The sequence below is a fragment of the Skermania piniformis genome, from assembly GCF_019285775.1.
Classification (GTDB): domain Bacteria; phylum Actinomycetota; class Actinomycetes; order Mycobacteriales; family Mycobacteriaceae; genus Skermania; species Skermania pinensis.
The window spans coordinates 244,485-261,001 of sequence record NZ_CP079105.1 but is presented as its reverse complement, the minus strand read 5'-3'; the positions used below and the strand labels follow the sequence as shown (position 1 = coordinate 261,001).

General features: G+C 68.9%; 17 protein-coding genes and 1 tRNA gene. 10 read left to right on the top strand and 8 right to left on the bottom strand.

Going from position 1 to position 16,517, the window contains the following annotated elements:
• Positions 1 to 23: 23 nt before the first annotated feature.
• Complete coding sequence (gene hisC, locus KV203_RS01155; protein WP_066467032.1) at positions 24 to 1,106, top strand: histidinol-phosphate transaminase; 1,083 nt, start codon at positions 24 to 26, stop codon at positions 1,104 to 1,106.
• Here the strand turns inward: hisC and KV203_RS01150 are convergent.
• Positions 1,084 to 2,094: an alpha/beta hydrolase gene (locus KV203_RS01150; RefSeq protein ID WP_083529784.1), complete on the bottom strand. Its 1,011-nt coding sequence runs from the start codon at positions 2,092 to 2,094 to the stop codon at positions 1,084 to 1,086. The two genes, hisC and KV203_RS01150, sit on opposite strands and share 23 nt — an antisense overlap.
• Positions 2,054 to 2,998: an alpha/beta hydrolase gene (locus tag KV203_RS01145; protein WP_066467034.1), complete on the bottom strand. Its 945-nt coding sequence runs from the start codon at positions 2,996 to 2,998 to the stop codon at positions 2,054 to 2,056. Before KV203_RS01145 ends, KV203_RS01150 begins: the two co-directional genes overlap by 41 nt.
• A 232-nt stretch (positions 2,999 to 3,230) precedes the next feature.
• Here KV203_RS01145 and KV203_RS01140 point away from each other — a divergent pair, with 232 nt between their 5' ends.
• The 4 genes from KV203_RS01140 to KV203_RS01125 all read left to right on the top strand — a co-directional run bounded on the left by KV203_RS01140 (position 3,231) and on the right by KV203_RS01125 (position 7,498).
• The gene (locus KV203_RS01140) at positions 3,231 to 4,097 is read left to right on the top strand and encodes an alpha/beta fold hydrolase (protein ID WP_066467035.1); all 867 of its coding nucleotides are present in this window, start codon (positions 3,231 to 3,233) and stop codon (positions 4,095 to 4,097) included.
• A 123-nt stretch (positions 4,098 to 4,220) separates the two neighbouring features.
• Entirely contained in the window at positions 4,221 to 5,621 is a 1,401-nt protein-coding gene (locus tag KV203_RS01135) for a sensor domain-containing diguanylate cyclase (RefSeq protein ID WP_066467036.1), read from the top strand.
• Positions 5,618 to 6,496, top strand: a complete 879-nt coding sequence (locus tag KV203_RS01130) for an SAM-dependent methyltransferase (RefSeq protein WP_083529786.1) — start codon at positions 5,618 to 5,620, stop codon at positions 6,494 to 6,496. Before KV203_RS01135 ends, KV203_RS01130 begins: the two co-directional genes overlap by 4 nt.
• A 78-nt stretch (positions 6,497 to 6,574) precedes the next feature.
• Positions 6,575 to 7,498 carry an oxidoreductase gene (locus KV203_RS01125; protein ID WP_066467037.1) on the top strand — a complete coding sequence of 308 codons (924 nt, stop codon included), beginning with the start codon at positions 6,575 to 6,577 and terminating at the stop codon, positions 7,496 to 7,498.
• A gap of 134 nt (positions 7,499 to 7,632) precedes the next feature.
• Here KV203_RS01125 and KV203_RS01120 read toward each other — a convergent pair whose 3' ends face one another.
• The 4 genes from KV203_RS01120 to KV203_RS01105 all read right to left on the bottom strand — a co-directional run bounded on the left by KV203_RS01120 (position 7,633) and on the right by KV203_RS01105 (position 10,342).
• The gene (locus KV203_RS01120; RefSeq protein WP_066467038.1) at positions 7,633 to 7,899 is read right to left on the bottom strand and encodes a hypothetical protein; all 267 of its coding nucleotides are present in this window, start codon (positions 7,897 to 7,899) and stop codon (positions 7,633 to 7,635) included.
• A gap of 631 nt (positions 7,900 to 8,530) precedes the next feature.
• Positions 8,531 to 8,615, bottom strand: a tRNA-Ser gene (locus KV203_RS01115).
• A gap of 12 nt (positions 8,616 to 8,627) precedes the next feature.
• Positions 8,628 to 9,041 (bottom strand): MarR family winged helix-turn-helix transcriptional regulator, encoded by a 414-nt coding sequence (locus KV203_RS01110; RefSeq protein WP_083529814.1) that lies wholly within the window; start codon positions 9,039 to 9,041, stop codon positions 8,628 to 8,630.
• Between the two features lie 128 nt (positions 9,042 to 9,169).
• Positions 9,170 to 10,342, bottom strand: coding sequence for an alpha-hydroxy-acid oxidizing protein (locus tag KV203_RS01105; RefSeq protein ID WP_066467040.1), 1,173 nt, complete (start codon positions 10,340 to 10,342; stop codon positions 9,170 to 9,172).
• Positions 10,343 to 10,365: 23 nt separating this feature from the next.
• Between KV203_RS01105 and KV203_RS01100 the strand changes: the two genes are divergently transcribed.
• A complete protein-coding gene (locus KV203_RS01100; RefSeq protein ID WP_066467041.1) occupies positions 10,366 to 11,352 on the top strand; it encodes an NAD(P)H-quinone oxidoreductase in 987 nt (328 codons plus the stop codon).
• A gap of 51 nt (positions 11,353 to 11,403) precedes the next feature.
• Here the strand turns inward: KV203_RS01100 and KV203_RS01095 are convergent, their stop codons facing one another.
• Entirely contained in the window at positions 11,404 to 12,603 is a 1,200-nt protein-coding gene (locus KV203_RS01095) for a cysteine desulfurase-like protein (RefSeq protein ID WP_066467268.1), read from the bottom strand.
• Positions 12,604 to 12,824: 221 nt separating this feature from the next.
• On the opposite strand from KV203_RS01095, the gene KV203_RS01090 reads away from it, so the two are divergent.
• The 4 genes from KV203_RS01090 to glfT1 are packed head-to-tail and all read left to right on the top strand — an operon-like array spanning position 12,825 to position 16,045.
• Entirely contained in the window at positions 12,825 to 13,376 is a 552-nt protein-coding gene (locus tag KV203_RS01090; RefSeq protein WP_066467042.1) for a bacterial proteasome activator family protein, read from the top strand.
• A 17-nt stretch (positions 13,377 to 13,393) separates the two neighbouring features.
• Positions 13,394 to 14,290 (top strand): galactan export ABC transporter permease subunit Wzm/RfbD, encoded by an 897-nt coding sequence (gene wzm, locus KV203_RS01085; RefSeq protein WP_066467043.1) that lies wholly within the window; start codon positions 13,394 to 13,396, stop codon positions 14,288 to 14,290.
• Positions 14,291 to 14,303: 13 nt separating this feature from the next.
• Complete coding sequence (wzt, locus tag KV203_RS01080; protein ID WP_066467044.1) at positions 14,304 to 15,149, top strand: galactan export ABC transporter ATP-binding subunit Wzt/RfbE; 846 nt, start codon at positions 14,304 to 14,306, stop codon at positions 15,147 to 15,149.
• Entirely contained in the window at positions 15,146 to 16,045 is a 900-nt protein-coding gene (glfT1, locus tag KV203_RS01075; RefSeq protein WP_066467045.1) for a galactofuranosyltransferase GlfT1, read from the top strand. The genes wzt and glfT1 overlap by 4 nt, the downstream gene beginning before the upstream one ends.
• Here the strand turns inward: glfT1 and KV203_RS01070 are convergent, their stop codons facing one another.
• Positions 16,046 to 16,516 (bottom strand): SRPBCC family protein, encoded by a 471-nt coding sequence (locus tag KV203_RS01070; RefSeq protein ID WP_066467046.1) that lies wholly within the window; start codon positions 16,514 to 16,516, stop codon positions 16,046 to 16,048.
• Position 16,517: the final 1 nt, after the last annotated feature.

Sequence of the window (16,517 nt, the reverse complement as noted above, 5' to 3'; positions counted from 1 at the left end):
GGCTCGGCCCGCATACTGGCGCGGTGACCGTTCACATCCGCGCCGACCTCGACGCCATCCCCGGCTACGTTCCCGGTCGGACGGTGCCCGGCGCGATCAAGCTGGCCAGCAACGAAACCACCCTCGGCCCGTTGCCCAGTGTCGCCGCCGCGGTCGCGGCCGCGGTGGCCGAAGCCAACCGCTATCCGGACAATCGCTCGGCCGAGCTGGCCGCCGCGCTCGCCGACCGGCTCGACGTCGCGCCGGAGCAGGTCGGGGTGGGCTGCGGCAGCGTCGCGCTCGGTCAGGAGCTGGTGCAGATCACCTGCTCGGCCCCGACCGACGAGGTGGTGTTCGCCTGGCGTTCGTTCGAGGCGTACCCGATCATCACCCGGGTCGCCGGCGCGCACGCGGTACCGGTGCCGCTCACCGCCGACCAGGTGCACGACCTGCCCGCGATGGCTGCGGCGATCACCCCGAACACCCGGCTGGTGTTCGTCTGCAACCCGAACAATCCGACCGGCACCGCGGTCGGCCGAGCAGCCCTGGAACGCTTCCTCGACCAGGTACCACCGGAGGTACTGGTCGTGCTGGACGAGGCATATTTCGAGTTCCTGCGGCTGCCCGCCGACACTGCCCCGGACGGCATCGCGTTGGGGCGCGATCGGCCCAACGTCGTCGTGCTACGCACCTTCTCCAAGGCGTACGGACTGGCCGGGTTACGGGTCGGCTACGCCGTCGGCGACTCGGCGGTCATCGCGGCGCTCGGCAAGGTGCGTATCCCGTTCGGCGTGAATCGGGCCGGACAGGCGGCGGCACTCGCCTCACTCGCCGCCGAACCGGAACTGCTCGCCCGCACCGACGTCGTCGTTGCGGAACGAAACCGGGTGCGCACCGCCCTCCGGGACGCCGGGTACGAGGTGCCGCCCACCGAAGCGAACTTCGTCTGGCTGCCGCTGCATGCCGGTTCGGCCGAGTTCGCCGCCGCGGCCGCCGCGGCCGGAGTGCTGCTTCGACCGTACGGCGCCGACGGCGTCCGGGTGACGATCGGCGACCGGGCCGACAACGACGCATTCATCGAGTTCGCGACCGCTCACCGCGCGCTCACCGGGGACCGACAGCACTGACCGGTCGATCGATACCGAGCGCGCCCGCCAGAATCGGCCAGGACGCGCGCAGTTCGGCGGACCAGTACGGCCAGGAATGCGTGCCGGCGGGGCGGAACGCCACCGTGGCCGGGATGTCCAACTCGGCCAGCCGGGTGGCGAGATCACGGGTGCACGCGGCGACAGCGGCCTCGATCGGACCGCCGAAGGCGACCGCCGTGGCCAACTCCGGATTGTCGAGACGCTCGTGCGGACCGGGCAGTCCGCTGCCTGCGGACAGATAGATCGTGGTGCCACGCAGCCCCTCGGCATGGGCGACGACGTCATGCGCGGCCCAGTCCGGATCGCCCGGCGGGCCGAACATGTTGTTCGGATCGCCCCCGACCGAGCCGACCACCAGCCGGGCCTGCGCCTGACCGAGATCGTCCCCGGTGCGGTAGCACCCGCTGTAACCGGCGGCCGCAACGTACCGGCCCGGGTGTCGTGCAGCCAACATCAGCGCGCCCTGCCCGCCCATCGACACCCCGGCGACGGCGGCGACCCCGTTACCACCGAACTCGGCATCGATCAGCGCGGGCAGCTCCTCGGTCAGCAGCGTCTCCCACCGATAGACGCCCAACCGTGGGTCGGGCCGCTGCCAGTCGGTGTAGTACGAGCCGGGACCACCGACCGGCAGCACCACGTTGACGTCCTGGTCGGCGAAGAACCGCACGACATCCGCGCGCGCGGTCCAGTAACTGCCCTCGGCGTTCGCGCTCCGACCGTCCAACAGGTACAGCGTCGGACGCGGTCCGGCGCGGCCCGCCGGCGACAGCACCTGCAGCTCGACCCGACCCATCGACGGCGAATCGACGAAAACCCGCTGCCAGTCGGGGGTGAGTTGTTCTCGGTGATCGATGCGGGCCGAGGCCGGCGCGGCCGGGGCCGGCGCAGCAAACCAGCCGCCGAGCACACCGACCAGAGCGACGCTAGCGGCCGATCGCCGGGCCCAACGTCGACCACGAATCATGCAGGTCATCCTGCCAGTAGCCCCACGAATGGGTGCCGACCGGACGGTAGACGAACTTCGCCGGAATGCCGAGGGACTGCAGCCGCTGATCGAAGGTGCGGGTGCAGGCGTTCGCCCCGACCTCCAGCGGTCCGATCAGGCTGGTGGCCGTCTCCAGGGTGTCGCGGGGACCGGGTATGCCGTTGCCGACGGATTGGTAGATGGCCAGGCCCCGCAGGTTCGCGGCATTGGTGATCGGGTCGTTCGCCGCCCAGTCCGGGTTGGCGTCGGTGCCCCACATGTTGTCGGCGTTACCGCCCTTGGCTGCGACCGAGGCGCGGATGAAGCTACGCGCCGTCGGCGTGCGGGTATCCGGGCAAGCGCTGAACGCACCGACACCCCGATACAGGTTGCGATGCCGGGAGGCGAGGGTCAGCGCGGCCTGCCCACCCATCGACAACCCGGCGATCGCGTTCGTGCCGTTGCCGTTGCTCTGTCGATCGATCAGCGGTGGCAGCTCTTCGGTCAGAAACGTCTCCCACCGGTTCAAGCCGAGCGTGGGGTCGTGACTCTGCCAGTCGGTGTAATAGGTGGCGTGCCCGCCGACCGGCAGCACCACGTTCACATCCTTGTCGGCGAAGAACTGTACGACGTCGGTCTTCATCGTCCACATGTTCTGATCGGCACCGCTGTCGATGCCGTCCAGCAGGTACAGGCTGGGCCGCGATCCGCCGCCCGCCGGATGGAGCACCTGCACCTCGACGATGCGCTGCATCGCCGGGGAATCGATGAACAGGCTCGACCGGGTCGGCGTCAGCTCGTCCACGCGGTCGATCCGCGCGCCGCCGGGATCGGCAGCAGCATGAGCGGGAGCGAGGCACCCGACGACTAGAGCAGACCCGATCAGGGCAACCAACCGACGCATGAACGGCAACGTTCTCCTCGACGACACTCCGCGCGCCCGGGATTCGGGCGCCGGCGCGACCCCCGACCGGACGTTATCGTAGCCCAGCGATAGCTGCCTAACGCACGGATCTTCGGCCGGACCTGGAACCGCCGCCCGGGACCGGCGTATCCCACCTATCCTGCGCCGTAAATACGGTGATACCAGCGGCGATCCGCCGAACGACATCCGCCGAGCGCCGTACGTTGGCCTGATGCCTCCCGAAATGATCGACATCGTCGGCAATACCATCGACTTCCGTGCGCTCGCCTGGGGTCGACCGGGGGACCGGCTCGCTCTGCTACTGCACGGCTATCCGGACACCGCCTACACCTGGCGACACCTCGGACCGGAACTCGCCGCCCGCGGTTATCGCGCGGTGGCGCCGTTCACCCGCGGGTACGCACCGACCGGACTCGCCCCGGACGACAGCTACCGCGTGGCCGATCTGGTCGCGGACACGCTGGCCCTGCACGACCGCCTCGGCGACGAGCGTGCCGTGCTGGTCGGGCACGACTGGGGTGCGCTGACCGCATGGGGGGTGGCGGCAACCGCGCCCGGCCGATTCGCCCGGGTTGCGGCGCTGGCGGTGCCACCGCCGGCCGCCTTTCGCGCGTCGTTGACCGATCGGCGGCAGCTACGTGTCAGCCTGCGTCAGATCCGGATGAGCTGGTATGTCGGATACAACCAGGTACCCGGGTCGGAACGGCTGTTGCCGCGGGTCATCCCCGCGCTGTGGCGGGACTGGTCACCGGGCTACGACGCCGGCGAAGACGTGCAGCACGTGCTGGCGGCACTCGCCCGGCCCGAGCATCGCCGAGCCGCCCTGCGGTACTACCGGAGCAATCTCGGGCTGCTGCGGGCGGACTCGCCGACTGCTGCCGCGCAGCAGCCCGCGCTGTACCTGCACGGCGCGCAGGACGGCTGCCTACAGGCGGCCCTCGTGCAGGCCCACCCGGAGACGTTGCCCGCGGGTAGCCGCCATCTGGTGTTGCCCGCCCTCGGTCACTTTTTACATCTGGAGGACCCGGCCCTGGTCAATCGGCACATCGTCGATTGGCTCGACGCCGACTTGCCGTGAAGTCGGCCGTCGCAGTACACCTGATGTAGCCGTCAAGCTGGGCGTAGTGGTAGCAGTACGGCCGAGTCGACGTCGCGATATTCTCAGCGCAGTCGGTCCGAATCGTCGGCGAAAGGACGCCTGGTGTCGTTCGACGATGTGACCGCCGAGCGGTTGGCACGTCGGTGGTGGGTGGAACTGAAAGACGTCGCCTACACCCCCTTCCCATCCGCAGAGATCCGCGCGATGCTGCAGCACTTGCTCCGCGAACTCGGGGAAGTCCTCGTCGCCGACACGTTCGATGCGCCGCGGGCCTGCGCGGTGGGCCTCGAGCTGGTGTCGATGAACTTGCTCGATCCGAGCGTGCTGCAACGATCTGCCCCGATACTCACCGAGCTCCCGGGGCTGCTCGAGCGCAACGATCCGGCGATGTGGGAGCGACTGGCTTTGACCGTCGCCGCCGTCGGCTCCGGTTTCGGCTCGGCCGCAGCGGCACGGATCCGGTACGGCATGGAAGCGATGCATCGGACGATGGTGCAGATCCGGCAGGCCGCACACGAAGCCCGTCGCGTCGCCGACGCGCGCTTCCGGGTGTTGTTCGAGAGTGCCCCGATTGCGATCGCCGTCGTCGACCATGCCGGGCAGATGGTGGAGACCAATCCGGCGCTTGCCGCGATGCTCGGCTGTCCCGACGGCGCCGACCTCCGTGGCACCCCGGCCGGCGACTATCTGCACCCCGACGATCGGCACCTGCTCGTCCCGGCGGCCGACGGATCGGTGATCCGGTCGGAGGTTCGGTTCCGGCGTGGCGACGGCAGTTACGGCTGGATGTCGGCGCTCACCACCCTGCTACCCGGCACCGACCCGTCCGGCGGCCGGGTACTGGCAGTCGGTGAGGACATCACCGAACAACGACGGATGCGCGAGCGGTTGTACACGCAGAGCCGACACGATGCCCTGACCGGCCTGGCGAACCGACTGCTGCTGACCGAAACGATGAACCAGGCCATCGCGGATGCGTTGCCCGGGAGCATGCTGGGCGTGTGTCTACTCGACTTGGACGAGTTCAAGGCGATCAACGATCACTACGGCCATCGGTTCGGCGACGAGGTGCTGCGGGTGACCGCCGGCCGCCTGCGTGACACCGCATCCGCTCGCGGGTACCTCGTCGCCCGGCTCGGCGGAGACGAGTTCGTCGTCGTGCTGCCCGATCCCTGCACCGCCGACGACGTCCACGCATGTGCCGGCGATCTGGCGGCAGCGGTACGACCACCGATCGATATCGACGGGCACCGGGTTGCGGTGTCGACCAGCATCGGCGCCATCGTCACCGAACTGGTCGGGGTCGACCCCGACGCCATCATCGCCCGTGCCGACACCTACCTGTATCGGGCGAAAGCCCAAGCGCGCGAAAAGCCGGTGCTCCATACTGACAGCACTCCGTACCGACGGCGTTCCCTACCGACGACGCCGACCACCATCACCGGGCCGGTGTCCGCCCGGCCGGCATTGCAGCATCGCGCAGAATTACCGAGGGACCTGTGACCGACGCCCTATCGAACCCGGACGAGTCGGCCGACGACAATCCGTGCCCTGCCGCGTTCGACGTCCCGGAGCAGCCGGCGTGGGCGCCGGAAGACATCGATCCGAGGATTCCGAGCGTCGCCCGGGTATACGACTACGTGGTCGGCGGCGTGCACAATTTCGCGGTCGACCGGGACATCGCCGACCGGGCTGCGTCGATGTGGCCGGAAGTGCCGCTGATCCTGCGGGAGAACCGGGCGGTGCTGCGCCGCTTCGTCCGTTTCCTGGCGGGCGAAGGAATCCGGCAGTTCCTCGACATCGGGTCCGGCATACCGACAGCCGGCAATGTGCACGAGGTGCTTGCGGTGCCGGCACCGGACGCGAAAGTCGTCTACGTCGACATCGACCCGGTAGCGGTGATGCACAGCCAGGCAATCCTGGACGGAAATCCGAATGCGCTCGCCGTGCACGGCGACTTCACCGAGATCGACGCGGTGCTGAGCGATCCGGCGGTGAACCGGATGATCGATTTCACCCAGCCGGTAGCCGTCCTGCTGGCGGCGCTGCTGCACTTTATTCTGGACGACGCCGATCCGGCCGGGTCGCTCGCTCGAATCCGAGCGCGGATGGCGCCGGGCAGCTATCTGGCGCTGACCCATTTCAGCGACGAGGGACCACCGGACAAGGTCGCACAGTTCGTCGACATGTCCCGGGAGACACCGAATCCGCTGACCCTGCGATCGAAGCAGCAGATTGCCGCCTTCCTCGACGGCCTCCAGGCGGTCACCCCGGGCCTGGTCTACCTGCCACTGTGGCGACCGGATTCGCCCGACGACGTGGATGAGAATCCGGAGCGGTTCAGCAGCTTCGCCGGGATCGGCTACCGCGGCCGATAACGTCCGCACCGGCTGTCCTGTTACTGTCGGCGGGTTAGTGTTAGCGTCGCAAACATATCGTCGCCGAGGAGTCCTACGATGAGCTGGTCCGAGCGGGACATCCCCACCCAGAACGGCCGAGTCGCCGTCATCACCGGCGCCAACGGCGGCCTCGGGCTCGCCACCGCCACCGCGCTCGCCGGAAAGGGCGCGCACGTCGTGATGGCGGCCCGCAATCAGGACAAGGCACGGGCCGCCGAGCGCAGCATCCTCGCGGCCACGCCGGGTGCGTCGGTGGAGATCGTGCCACTCGATCTGTCGTCCCAGGCCTCGGTCGAGCAGGCAGCCGCCGAGGTGCTGACGAAGCACGATCGGATCGACATCATGGTCAACAATGCCGGCGTGATGGCGATGCCACAGGGACGTACCGTCGACGGGTACGAGACGCAGCTCGGAACCAACCATCTCGGACACTGGACCTGGACCGCACTCCTGCTTCCCGCGCTCCTCGCGGCCGACGCCGGCCGGGTCGTCACGTTGACCAGCATCGCTCAGCATCAGGGACGCAATCTCGATCCGACCGACCCGTTTCTGGAACGCCACTACGGCGCCTGGCGCGCATACGGCAATTCCAAGCTCGCCAACCTGCACTTCGCCATCGGGCTCGACCAGCGGCTGCGAGCAGCCGGAAAGCGGGCGATCGCCCTCTCGGCGCATCCCGGATGGACCAATTCGGACCTGCAGACCACGACTCGGGCCGCGGGCGGTGGTGGTGCTTTCGGCGCGCTCGGCGGACTCACCACCCGGTTCTTCGGCATGCCGGTCGAGCAGGGCGCACTCAGCCAACTACGCGCCGCCACCGACCCCGACGCGCGCGGCGGCACACTCTACGGGCCGGCCTTCGTCGGCTTCGGCCCGCCGATTCGCAAACCCTTGTTCCCGCTGGGCACCAAGACCGGGGTGCAACGACTGTGGCAGTTCTCCGCAGAAGCGACCGGGGTGCCGCTCCAGGTCGCTGCGTAACGCTGTCACACAAGGCCGAACTGCGATAAAGCACCTGCCACGCGTCGACGTGCTGGCGACCCATACCGTCAGGAGCGTGACAAAACGGGTCGTTCACGGGCGCTAGTGGCGTGCCGGATGAGGGCGGCATCGGGTCACGCCGGCCCGCGCTCGAACCCCTGCACGATGAGGTCTTTCATCTCGGCGAGGTGTTCCTCGATCGACCGGACCCGCGCGTTCGTGTCGTCGACCTTCGCGCCGAGTCGCTGCTCGACAGCATCAATCTTCCGGTCCACCTGCTCGAACCGCTCAGCGGTCTGCACGGACAACATGTTCACCGCCGTCAACACCGCCCGGTAGTCGGCCTGACTGGCCTCCAGAGCGGCTACACGCGCTTCGAGCTCGACCGAGGTCGCGGTCATGACGACGAGAATACCGGCGGCGAAGCGGCCCGGACAGAGTCGCTGAACTGGACGAACGTACGTAACCTCAGCCTGTGACCAGCCCGCAGACGATGACCGCGTCACGCCTGCGAACCCACCTCGCGAGCGTCCTCGGCCGGGTCGACCAGGCGCCGATCCAGGTCACCGCCCACCGACACCGCGAACCGCGGCGATATCGGGTCGCCGGGAGGGCCGACCCAGTCCCATATCCCACCGCACAGATCACGGACAAGGCGGCCGCGCCGACCCGGCAGCTGATCCGTTGCTCGGCCTTCACTCGCTACCGGTCACCGCGCCAGCGACGAGCTTCGGCGCGGTGCCGACATCGTCGTCCGTCGACGGGAAGTAAGGGCACGGCCTCGATACCGAACTTCGTCGCGTCGAGCTTGCCCGGGTCACCCGGGCACCAAACGATACGCCCGGGGCACTACCAACGTCGGTGCCTCGTGTGCTTGCGGTCAGCTTCACCGGGTGGTTCGTCAAGGCGGTCGAGCGACCGGGCATCCCCACGTCACCCCGCTGGACACTTACGTGGGCACGGAGCGCCGAACCGCCCGATCAACTTGCCGAAAACCAGCCGTGAACTGCGCGTTCCCCGACCCCGCTCCAGCGGAAGCGGAGGGATTTGAACCCCCGGTGGTTTCACCCACGCTCGCTTTCAAGGCGAGTGCATTCGGCCGCTCTGCCACGCTTCCAGAAAGACGATCTTACCCGTCGGCCGCATCGTCCTGATCGTCGACGATGCGGGAGAACACCTCGGCGAGCACACCGATCTCCTGCTCGTCCACGAGATCGAAGAAATGCTGTCGCACCGACGCCACGTGTCCCGGCGCCGAATCCTTCAGTTTGGTCAATCCGCGTTCGGTGAGGTGGGCGAGCACCCCGCGGCCGTCTTCGGCGCAGCTCTCCCGGCGAACCAGGCCCTGGTCTTCCATCCGGCGGATCTGGTGGGTCAATCGACTGCGGGAGGACAGCACCCCGTCCGCCAAGTCGCTCATCCGCAGCGACTGCCCCGGGGACTCGGAAAGCAAAACCAGGATCCGGTATTCGGCGAGCGTGAGGTCGGCGTCCCGTTGCAATTGCCGGTTCAGCTGATCGAGCAATCGTTGCTGCCCGACCATGAACGCCCGCCAGGCACGCTGCTCGGTCGTGGTCAACCATCGAGTCTCGGTCACTTGCGTTTCGATCAATCTCCGCCCCCGAAATCCTAGCCGTGTCCCGCCATGATATTCGTCGGCGCTGCCGCTGGTCAGGGCAGCAGAATCGCCGAACGATCCACCGCATCCGCTCGGGCAAATCCGCAGAAGCCGATCGCGACATCCAGTTCCCCGAGCAACGCCCGCAGCGCCTGCCGAACACCCGCGGCACCACCGAGGCCCAAGGCGTATACCCAGGGCCGGCCGTACAGCACCGCCTTGGCGCCCAGTGCCAGCGCCACGACCACGTCGCTGCCACCGCGGACTCCGGAGTCGAACAACACCTCGGCCCGATCACCGACCGCATCGACAACCGGCCCGAGCTGGTCCAACGCCGCGACCGCACCGTCCAACTGGCGGCCGCCGTGATTGCTGACGATCACCCCGTCGGCCCCTGCATCGACCACCGCGCGGGCATCGTCGGCAACCACGATGCCCTTCACCGCAATCGGCAGGTCGGTCCACTCCCGCAACCGCTGCAGGTCCGCCGGACGCAGCGCGTGGTTACCGAACATGCCGACCCAGGCCAAAATCGCTGCCCGGGCCGCGTCGTCGCTCTCTTCCGGCGGCACCGGCAGCGTCGCGCGAAACGCCGGATCGGACAGATAGTTCGCCAGCCCTTGCCCGCGGAGGAAGGGCAGATGAGCCAACTCGAGGTCACGGGGACGCCAGCCGAGCGCCGGGGTGTCGACCGTGACCACGATCGCCTGCGCACCCGCCGCCTGCGCCCGCTGCACCAGCGACCGCGCTACCTCGTCGTTGTTCGGCCAGTACAGCTGATACCACCATGCGTCCGCCGCCGCGCCGACCTCCTCGATCGGCGTGGATGCCGCTGTGGAGAGCACGGTCCCGATCCCCAACTCGGCGGTGACCTGTGCGACCACGACCTCGCCCCGCTCGTGCACCAGCTCCAGCACGCCGATCGGCGCGGTGAGCACCGGTGCGGCCAGCCGGGTGCCCAGCACCTCCACCGACAGGTCGCGCGCGGCCGCCCCGGTGGTGCCGCGCAACGGCCGCGGCAGGAGGCGGTACCGGTCGAACGCCGCCAGGTTCGCTGCAGCGGTGCGTTCGGCGCCGGCACTGCCCGCGATGTACGCGAACGCCTCGGCGCTCAACTCGGCCTGCGCCCGCTCGGCCAGACCCGCCGCCGTGATCGGCAGATCCGGAATCCGACCACCCAGGCCGGCCAGATATATCTCGTTCTGATACCCGGCGAAGTTCGTCACACCTGCACGCTAGCCTGCTCCGCGTGTACGCGATCACACTCGACGGATTCGGCGGGCCCGAGGTCATGGCCTGGACCGAGGTGCCCGATCCGGCCCCGGGGCCGGACGAGGTTCTCCTCGACGTGGTCGCCGCCGGGGTGAATCGAGCCGATCTGCTGCAGCGCCGCGGGCTGTACCCTCCCCCGCCGGGAGCGAGCCCGATCCTCGGGCTGGAGTGCGCCGGGACGATCCGCGCGATCGGCGCCGGGGTGACCGGTCGACAGATCGGCGACCGGGTCTGCGCGCTGCTCGCCGGCGGCGGTTACGCCGAACAGGTGGCCGTGCCGGCCGACCAGCTGCTACCGGTGCCCGTCGGGCTGGATCTGGTCGCCGCGGCCGCATTGCCGGAGGTGGCCTGCACGGTCTGGTCGAACGTCGTCACCGACTCCCGGCTCACCGCCGGCGAGCTGCTGCTCGTGCACGGGGGCGGCAGCGGCATCGGCACCCATGCCATCCAGGTCGGGGTGGCGCTCGGCGCCGACGTCGCGGTCACCGCCGGCTCGGCCGAAAAACTCGACCGGTGCCGCGAACTCGGCGCAACCGTGCTGGTGAACTACCGGACCGACGACTTCGTCGCCGCGATCCGGGCGACCGGGCGCGCCGGCGCGGACGTGATCCTGGACAACATGGGTGCCGCGTATCTGGCCCGCAACGTCGCGGCGCTGGCGCCCGACGGGCGACTCGCGATAATCGGTCTGCAGGGCGGGTCGGACGGAGGTCTGGCGTTGAATCAGCTCCTGGTCAAGCGGGGCACCATCCGCGCGACCAGCCTGCGCGGGCGTCCGGCCACCGGCCCGCACAGCAAGGCCGCCGTCGTCACCCAGGTGATCGAGCGCCTGTGGCCGCTGGTCGCCGCCGGCACGGTTCGCCCGGTGATCTCCGCCGAGCTTGCGATCACCGAAGCCGCCCGCGCGCACGAGCTGTTGGACTCCGGCGAGACCGTCGGCAAGGTCGTGCTGCGGCTCCGCTGATCACCGACGAGCGCTGTCGTTAAAGAGCGGTGTCCTTAACGAGCGCTGTCCTTAAAGAGCACCGAGCGCTCGGGTCAGCTGGTCGATCTCCCGCCGGGTCGTGTACGGCGCCAACCCGACGGTCACCGCGCCGCCGGCGTCGCTGACTCCCAGCGCGTCCAGCAACCGGCTGCCCCCGGGGGTCCCGGACAACGTGCTGATCCGGATCTCCGCCAACATCGCCGACACCTTCTCGGCCGACATCCCGGACACCGTGAAACTGACCGTCGGGATGTGACTGGCCGGCCGCCCGATCAGAGTCACCTTCGACAGCTGCGACAGCGCGGATCGCAGATAGTCGAACAGTTGGTCCTGATAGTGCTGCATGGACTGGATCGACTGCTCCAGCCGTTCCCGTCGGGTGCCGGTGGCGTTCTCGTCGAGCGCGGCGAGATATTCGATCGAGGCGATCAGCCCGGCCAACATGGCGTAGTTGTGCCCGCTGAGCTCCAGCCGCGCCGGCCCGGTGGCGTACGGATCGAGCGACATCGACGGAATCCGGTCCAGGAACGCGGGGTCCCGGAAGACCAGCGCGCCGACCGGCGGGCCGCCCCAGGCCTGGGCACTCAGCGCGAGCACGTCCGCCCCGAGCTGGCGGATGTCGAGGTAGGCGTACGGCGCCGCGCCGGCACCGTCGACCACCAGCAGGCCACCGACGTCATGCACCCGGTCCGCGGCAACCCGGACGTCGGGCGCCGAGCCGACGATCGGCGACGCGGCGGTGAGCGCGACCAGCCGGGCGGTCGGCCCGATCAGCTCCTCGAACTGCCACGACGGCATCTCACAGGTGTCGATCTCCACTTCGGCCCATCGCACGTGGGCGCCGTGCCGGTTGGCGATCCGCAGCCACGGCGCGACATTCGCCTCGTCGTCCAGCCGGGACAACACGATGCCGGTACCGAGACCGAGCTGCGCGCTCAGCGACTCACCCAGCCAGACCAGCAACGAAGCTCGATCCGGGCCGAGCACCACCCCGGCCGGGTCTCCCCCGACCAGGTCGGCGACCGCGACTCGGGCCGCAGCCAGCACCTGCCCGCTGCGCACCGAGCTGGCGTGCGTGCTGCCGGGGGTGAAGGCCGTGGTCCGAAACCCGGTCGACACCGCACGCATCACAATGTCCGGAACCTGCATCCCCGCTTGCGGGTCGAGGTGAATCCAGCCGTCGCCGAGCGAGGGGATCAACCCCCGCACTCGTGCGACGTCGTAACTCATCTGCGGCACTCCACGCTCTCCAGCGCCATTCTTGGCTGCACCGCCATTCTTGGCTGCACCTGGGCCCACCCCTGCGCGATCGACAATGTTTCGTCGACCGCAGTCGACAGTGTTCCGTCGACAGCATAAGACGGTACCCCGGGAGCACCGACCCGGCCCCAACCGACAAGATGGAGTGATCGGGGCAGCAAACCCGTGGCACGGCGCAGGAGGATGGACCAGTGAATCCCGACCAGGACCCGATCGTGATCGTCGGATCGGACGGTACCGTCGGCGACGAATCGACGACCGCGAGCTCGCCGGACGACGCTCCGTCACCGGCCCCGGCCTCGGTCTCCGAGCTCGTCGAGCAGCCGGCGAAAGTCATGCGGATCGGCACGATGATCAAGCAGCTGCTCGACGAAGTTCGCGCCGCGCCGCTGGACGACGCCAGCCGTACTCGGCTCCGCGAGATCCATCAGCGTTCGATCAGCGAACTGGAAGACGGGCTGGCGCCGGAGCTGCGGGCCGAACTCGCGCGGCTCGCGCTGCCGTTCGAGGACGACGCGGCACCGTCGGACGCCGAGCTGCGGATCGCCCAGGCTCAGCTGGTCGGCTGGCTGGAGGGCCTGTTCCACGGCATCCAGACCGCGCTGGTCGCCCAGCAGATGGCAGCCCGCCAGCAACTCGAACAGATCCGCCAGGGCGCCCTGCCGCCCGGCATCCGGATCGAGCAGGACGGCGGGCCGCGGGGTCCGCAGGGCCCGGGCGGTGCTGCCGGCCAATACCTGTGACCGTAGGCTCGGCAGACGTGCCGACCGATCCCCCCGCCACCGACGCCGCGCCCGCGGATCGCTCGGCGCCGGATTCGACGGCGGGGCAGGTATCGGATTCGCAGACGTTGCACCGAGCGGTCAAAGACCTCCGCGACGGCTTTGCCCAGCGCGAACTCTGGCTCTCGCTGGGCTGGCAGGACATCAAGCAGCGGTACCGCCGCTCGGTGCTCGGACCGTTCTGGATCACCATCGCCACCGGCGTCCAAGCCGCGGCGATCGGCGTCTTGTACTCGGCGCTGCTGAACATTCCACTGACCGAATTCCTGCCGTACGTGACGGTCGGGCTGATCGTCTGGAATCTGATCCAGGCATCGATCCTGGAAGGGGCCGAGGTCTTCATCGCCAACGAAGGCCTGATCAAACAGCTACCGTCGGCGCTGAGCGTGCACGTCTACCGGCTGGTGTGGCGACAACTGTTGTTCTTCGCGCACAACATGGTGATCTACGTCGTGCTGGTCCTCGCGTTCGGCGTCTGGCGCCATCTGGGCTGGTCGTCGCTCCTGGCCGTGCCGGCGATCGCCCTCCTCGTGTTGAACGCGATGTGGGTGGCGCTGGTCTTCGGCATCTTCGCCACCCGATACCGCGACATCGCGCCGATCCTGGGCAGCATGACGCTGATGCTCTTCGTCCTGACCCCGGTGATGTGGACCACCAAGAGCCTCTCCGCGCAGGGCGGTGAAGTCGCGGACCGGGTCCGGCTCGCCGAACTGAACCCGACCTTTCACTACCTCGACATCGTCCGGGCACCGTTGATCGGGGAGCCGCAGCAGGCGTACCACTGGTACATCGTGCTCGCGATCACCGGACTCGGCTGGATCCTGGCGCTCGTGGCCCTGCGGCAGTACCGCGCGCGCGTTCCGTACTGGGTGTGAGAGGAGCGACCGAGTGAGCACAACGACCGGACCGGTCGGGATCGAGACCCGCGAGGCGTGGGTGGAGTTCCCGATCTTCGATGCCAAATCACGGTCGTTGAAGAAAGCCTTCCTGGGCAAGGCCGGCGGCGCGATCGGCCGCAATCAGTCCGATGTCGTTGTCGTCGAGGCGCTGCGCAACATCACCCTGTCGCTGCGCGAGGGCGATCGGGTCGGCTTGGTAGGACACAACGGCGCCGGCAAGTCCACCCTGTTGCGGCTCCTTTCCGGCATCTACGAGCCGTCCCGCGGCAGCGCGATCGTGAACGGGCGGGTGGCGCCGGTGTTCGATCTCGGCGTCGGGATGGATCCGGAGATCTCCGGCTACGAGAACATCATCATCCGTGGCCTGTTCCTCGGCCAGACCCGCAAGCAGATGCTGGCCAAGGTGGACGAGATCGCCGACTTCACCGAGTTGGGCGACTACCTGGACATGCCGCTGCGCACCTATTCCACCGGCATGCGCGTCCGGCTGGCGATGGGCGTGGTCACCTCGATCGACCCGGAGATCCTGCTGCTCGACGAGGGCATCGGCGCGGTGGACGCGGAGTTCATGCGCAAGGCCCGGCTGCGGCTGCAGAGCCTGGTGCAGCGGTCCGGCATCTTGGTGTTCGCCTCGCACTCGAACGAGTTCCTCGCCCAGCTGTGCGATACCGCGATGTGGATCGACCACGGCGAGATCCGGATGCATGCCGGCATCGAGGAGGTGGTGACCGCCTACGAGGGTCCCGAGGCCGGGGCGCACGTCGCGGCGGTGCTCGCCGAGTCGGCCGCCGATGCCGCCGTCGGTTCCGGCGCCGAGCCCAGTATCCCCACGTGATTACCGTCGTCGCCGTCGTCGTCACCCACCGCCGAGCCGGGCTGCTCGCCGAGTCGTTGCAGATCGTCGCCGGTCAGTCCCGCCCGATCGACCACCTGGTCGTGGTCGACAACGGCAACGAGGACGAGGTGCGCCGGTTGGTCGAATCGCAGCCGGTCCCGTCGACCTATCTCGGCTCGGCACACAATCTCGGCGGCGCCGGCGGGTTTGCGCTCGGGATGCTGTACGCCCTCTCGCTCGGTGCCGACTGGCTCTGGTTGGCCGACGACGACGGCCGGCCGGACGGCCCGGACGTCCTGCCGACGCTGCTCGCGTGCGCCGAGCGGCACGGCCTGGCCGAAGTGTCCCCGGTGGTCTGCGACCTCGACGATCCGGACCGCCTGGCGTTTCCACTGCGCCGCGGCGTCGTCTGGCGGCGCCGGCGGTCGGAGCTCACGCCGCCGGGCGACGACGGCGCGGATCTGCTACCCGGGATCGCGTCTCTGTTCAACGGCGCGCTGATCTCGGCTGCGGCGGTCGACGCGATCGGGGTGCCCGACCTGCGGTTGTTCGTCCGCGGCGACGAGGTGGAGGTACACCGGCGGCTGGTTCGGTCCGGACTGCCGTTCGGCACGTGCCTGCAGACCGCCTATCTCCATCCGAACGGGGCCGACGAGTTCAAGCCGATCCTGGGCGGACGGATGCACACGCAGTACCCGGACGACCCGACCAAACGCTTCTTCACCTACCGCAACCGCGGCTACGTCATGGCGCAACCGGGGATGCGCAAGCTGCTACCGCAGGAATGGTTGCGCTTCGGCTGGTACTTCCTGGTCACCCGGCGCGACCCGGCCGGGCTCCGGGAATGGTTCCGACTGCGCAAGCTGGGGCGCACCGAGCAGTTTCGCCGGCCCTGATCACCGATAGAAGCCCTCGCGCAGGTTGATCCCGTGCTCCACCCAGATCTTGAGCGCGGCCAGCATCCCGGTCCAGCCCATGCAGTTGCCGAACGCGGCCCGGGCACCGTCCTGGGTCGGCCGCCACGAGGTCTCGGTGATCGTCACCAACGTGCGGGTGTCGTCGTCGACCGGCTCGAACTCGAACACCACCCGGGTCGCCCCCGCCGGGTCGACGGTCTCCTGGCCGGCCCATTCGATGACGATCCGGCGGGGTGGCTGCGCCTCGACCACGGTGACCGGGAACGCACCCGGAAAGTCGGCGAAATCCCACGTGACGGTGGCGCCCGTGGCCAGCCGCCCGCGGGCGCCACCGGTGGTGAAGTACCGGGAGAGTTGCTCGGGGTCGGCGACCGCCTCGAACACCTGGGCACAGGGCCGCGCGACATGTCCGGAAACGGTGAACGACAGTTCGGTAAGCGAATCATTCATG